Consider the following 3,738-nt stretch of genomic DNA (forward strand, 5'->3'; position numbering starts at 1 on the left):
ATACGCCAAATAGATAAAAAGTATACTGGAAATAATCAACAAAAGGTTGAAGGAAGTAAATTTGATTCAAACGTAGGAAATCATAAAAAAGGTGCAAGTCATGGAGTTAATAATAATTTCATGAAATATAGTGAGGATGAACTCGAGAGAATATTGTTAGAAAGTCAAGAAGGAAAGTTTAAATAAAATAATATAGCTAGGGGTTACCTCTAGCTTCTAGGAGGATATATAGATGAAAGAAGAATTTATAAATGATTTAAGGGTTTATTCTGAAACTGTTGGATATGTTGAAGGTTTAGAAGTTATCAAGGAATGTGTATTAGAATATGTGTTAAACCTTGAAACTATAAGTGATGATTATGTAAATATTGAAAATATAAGTACACGTAATGGAGTTGTATCAGAAGCTAAAAAACTTATAAAAATATTAACTGAATTAGTTACATATTATGAAATTATAAAAGACTATAATTTAAGAGATATGTATAAGCTTATAAATAATTTTCATTATTGGCAAATAAAAGAAATGTTTTCGTATGTATGCGAATAAAGTAAGACGAAGTTAGTTCGAAAGAATAAAATGAATATTGGAGATTTTGAGGAATATGGATTAAGTGAGCATATGCTAGAAGATTGGTACAAGGAATTGTATATGCTTATTGATAAGTATGATATATAAAAATAAATTAGGCTAGGATTAAAATTCTAGTCTTTTTTATGCAACTTTAATTAGGAGGTTAATTATGAAAATAAAAATATGTTCAAACTGTGAGAATTGTAAATATTCATTTAATTTAAAGAGAAAGTATTGTGCTATTACCAATAAAGATATTGTTGATGATTTAATTTGCGATAAATACCGTGAGTATATTAGTTACGATAGAGTGTTAATGTAAATTAATAATATTTTTATGCAACTTTTATTCCCAATTGGCATATACTAAACTATAACAATTAAATAGGGGGTTGATACAATGAGGATATACACATTAGAACAAAAGGGAGAAGTGTTAGCAATATTAAAACATGACACTAATATGAGTTATAGGAAGTTTAAAGAAGTATGCGAGGAAGCTAATGAGGAAGCAGAGAACGACTTTTACACACTAAGGGATATATTAACTGATGAACATGGCTTTGAGTTGGTAGAAGCTTGTGGAGGTTATGAAACATCTAAGAGAAAGGGGAATATATAATGGGAACTGTAACTGCGGTAGGAATGTTAGTAATATACTATGGTGCTTGCATATTAGCATTATTATAGTAAAAAAATAAGGAGTAGGGTTGCCAAGACCTACTCCTATTACTACTAATTTTAACTTATTTTATTTTATATAAAACCATATTTATTTTATTTAATTATATTATACCCGAATGGGGAGGGGTGGCAACGTGCAAAATAATAATAAAGGGAATATGCTAGAGCCTTTAGTTGATAGTATGCTTGATACAGTGGCACTAGCGTGGAATCTTGTACCTAAGATATGGGATGCTTGGGGCAACTTGATATATAGATTGGTAGAGGGAAAGAGTTATTCTGATGTAGCAGCTGCTGACGATTTACAATTAACCGATAATATAAAAAAGTATGAGTATATACCTACAGAAAACTTTGACAGTATGAAACTTGGAGATATTGCTAAATATGTATATATAGAAGGCGACAAGGAAGGGGTATCTGCTATTGTTGGATTAACCTTAGAGGGTGAGTACAAGGAGTTTGATATATTAGAGGGTCATGCAATGGTTGGAGGTGCTTCTAGGTGGGGAAAATCTAGCTTCTTGAATGTATTTATAACTAATGTAATGCTAACTTATACTCCTAATGAGGTTATTTTTTTAGGATGTGATTATAAGTTTTCAGATATATATTATTATAGAAATTTTGAACATTGGAAGAAGGTAGCCACTAACAAGAAAGAGTTTTTATCAATGATAAATAAGCTTAATAAGAATATAGAGGAAAGAGCAGAGATATTAAACAATGCTAATTGTAGGAATGTAATTAAATATAATAGTAAAAGCGATACGAAATTAAGTTATATAATAGTTGTAATAGATGAATTAGTATTACTTGCAAGTGACAAGGAAGATCCAAAGAGTATTGATACTAAGAACGTGTTACACTCTATGATGTCAAAATGTGCTAGCTATGGCATATACTTTATTTTAGCTTCGCAGGACTTCACTAAAGATACTATAGGTAAATGTAAAATGAACTGTTCGCAAACTGTAGGATTCCACACTAAGGACGAAACAGACAGTACAACACTTATAGGAAAAGGTCACGATTTGCAAGACATATCTGTTAAAGGTAGATGTAAGATTGAGAACTCTAAGGGAATAGAAGAAACACAAATATTTTTCTTGGAAGAAGAGGACATAGAAGCCTATTTAAAACGATTTAAAAAGGAAGTATGATATAAGTATTGAGAAATGATTTGTAAATGAAATGAGGTGGTATAAAATGGCTTTTACCTATAGATTCTTAGATAGCAATGCAAATATAATATATGTCGGCAAGACAAGTCAAACAATGGACGCTAGAATGAGCCAACATTTTACAAAAGGACATTTACCTAAAGAGTGTTATAGTTCAGTAGCTAGGATTGAGTATAAGAAGTGGAAAACTGAATCTGATGCTTTAATAATGGAAACATATTATATAACTAAGTATGCACCAAAGTTTAATAAGCTTCAGCAGAGCAGAGATACACCGACTTTACTATTAGAAGATAATCAAGATTGGAAACTGTATAAGCAATTTAAAGATGTTAAGCCTAGTAAAATAAGTAATACTGGTATTTGGAGATATGTAGCCTTTATATATCTAATAATAATGTTAATACTTTGTTTGTATAATATGTTATAAATATTTGACAATCGGCAACACTATATAATATAATTAACGTATGATACTGAAGGGAGAATTTAAAACATATGAATTATATGAAAATGGAAGAAGTGAGAAAGGAAAAAGGTATTACCGTTACGAAACTTTGTAAAGATTCCAATATAGCGGTAAGCACTTACAATAGATATTTAAACGGAAAGAGAAAAGCTAACGTAGAAATACTTGTTAGATTGTGCGAGGTATTGGGAATAACTTTAAATGATCTAGTTTAAAGAGAAAATATACCGATAGAAAAATTTGTCGGTATTTTATTTGTATAAAGTGTTGCCAAATGGATATAATAAGCATATAATATAATTAAGATAGCTAAATAGGAGGTAATAAATTATGAAATGTGAAAGATGTGGAGAAAGAGGACTTTTAAAAAGCGACTTAATAGGAGATTTAGGATGTGTAAGTTGTTATGGAAACGACTTTGAAAATCTTGAAAAATGTGATTGTTGTGGAAAAGATTTAAAAGGTAAGACTCAATACATTGGTGGTACATTGAAATATGATATGGTATGCTTTGAATGTTTTAGAGAGTGCAAGTCAAAGGAGTGTGAATAATATGTTTAAATCTTGGGAGAAGATACAAGAAGAACAACTTATACAATATAAGTTAGATTTGCAACTACTGACAGATGCAGATGAAATAGAAATGTTAGAGAATATAATCTCAGACATGGAATATGAATTAAATAATAAATCAAATTACTAGGAGGTAATAAAAATGTATAATAATAGATATTGGGAAAAGTATTTAGAATTAAATGATAAGTTGGTAATATTAGAACATCAAAGAGATGGATTAGAAAAAGGAACAAGTGATTATATAAGTATTA

At 29.3% G+C, this 3,738-nt stretch carries 9 protein-coding genes; all 9 read left to right on the forward strand.

Annotated features, from left to right (window positions below; translation table 11 throughout):
* The coding region (locus ACRDBA_RS14230; protein ID WP_438573590.1) for a hypothetical protein at positions 1-186 on the forward strand (186 nt) is incomplete at its 5' end.
* Positions 187-232: 46 nt separating this feature from the next.
* The gene (locus ACRDBA_RS14235) at positions 233-550 is read left to right on the forward strand and encodes a hypothetical protein (protein ID WP_438573591.1); all 318 of its coding nucleotides are present in this window, start codon (positions 233-235) and stop codon (positions 548-550) included.
* A gap of 193 nt (positions 551-743) precedes the next feature.
* Complete coding sequence (locus ACRDBA_RS14240) at positions 744-896, forward strand: hypothetical protein (protein WP_438573592.1); 153 nt, start codon at positions 744-746, stop codon at positions 894-896.
* Positions 897-974: 78 nt separating this feature from the next.
* Positions 975-1,196, forward strand: a complete 222-nt coding sequence (locus ACRDBA_RS14245; protein ID WP_438573593.1) for a hypothetical protein — start codon at positions 975-977, stop codon at positions 1,194-1,196.
* A 196-nt stretch (positions 1,197-1,392) separates the two neighbouring features.
* Complete coding sequence (locus ACRDBA_RS14250; RefSeq protein ID WP_438573594.1) at positions 1,393-2,421, forward strand: FtsK/SpoIIIE domain-containing protein; 1,029 nt, start codon at positions 1,393-1,395, stop codon at positions 2,419-2,421.
* 46 nt (positions 2,422-2,467) lie between these two features.
* Positions 2,468-2,872, forward strand: coding sequence for a GIY-YIG nuclease family protein (locus ACRDBA_RS14255; RefSeq protein WP_438573595.1), 405 nt, complete (start codon positions 2,468-2,470; stop codon positions 2,870-2,872).
* A gap of 68 nt (positions 2,873-2,940) precedes the next feature.
* Entirely contained in the window at positions 2,941-3,126 is a 186-nt protein-coding gene (locus tag ACRDBA_RS14260) for a helix-turn-helix domain-containing protein (protein WP_438573596.1), read from the forward strand.
* Between the two features lie 115 nt (positions 3,127-3,241).
* Complete coding sequence (locus ACRDBA_RS14265; protein WP_438573597.1) at positions 3,242-3,463, forward strand: hypothetical protein; 222 nt, start codon at positions 3,242-3,244, stop codon at positions 3,461-3,463.
* Between the two features lies 1 nt (position 3,464).
* Positions 3,465-3,614: a hypothetical protein gene (locus ACRDBA_RS14270; protein ID WP_438573598.1), complete on the forward strand. Its 150-nt coding sequence runs from the start codon at positions 3,465-3,467 to the stop codon at positions 3,612-3,614.
* The last annotated feature ends 124 nt before the right edge of the window (positions 3,615-3,738 follow it).

The sequence above is a fragment of the Clostridium sp. genome (assembly GCF_051654825.1).
Lineage (GTDB): Bacteria > Bacillota > Clostridia > Clostridiales > Clostridiaceae > Clostridium.

What these genes read in the sequence shown, in the direction of transcription:
- ACRDBA_RS14255 (WP_438573595.1), top strand. Translation starts at nt 2,468, where the DNA reads ATGGCTTTTACCTATAGATTCTTAGATAGCAATGCAAATATAATATAT.
- ACRDBA_RS14265 (WP_438573597.1), top strand. Translation starts at nt 3,242, where the DNA reads ATGAAATGTGAAAGATGTGGAGAAAGAGGACTTTTAAAAAGCGACTTA.
- ACRDBA_RS14260 (WP_438573596.1), top strand. Translation starts at nt 2,941, where the DNA reads ATGAATTATATGAAAATGGAAGAAGTGAGAAAGGAAAAAGGTATTACC.
- ACRDBA_RS14270 (WP_438573598.1), top strand. Translation starts at nt 3,465, where the DNA reads ATGTTTAAATCTTGGGAGAAGATACAAGAAGAACAACTTATACAATAT.
- ACRDBA_RS14235 (WP_438573591.1), top strand. Translation starts at nt 233, where the DNA reads ATGAAAGAAGAATTTATAAATGATTTAAGGGTTTATTCTGAAACTGTT.
- ACRDBA_RS14245 (WP_438573593.1), top strand. Translation starts at nt 975, where the DNA reads ATGAGGATATACACATTAGAACAAAAGGGAGAAGTGTTAGCAATATTA.
- ACRDBA_RS14240 (WP_438573592.1), top strand. Translation starts at nt 744, where the DNA reads ATGAAAATAAAAATATGTTCAAACTGTGAGAATTGTAAATATTCATTT.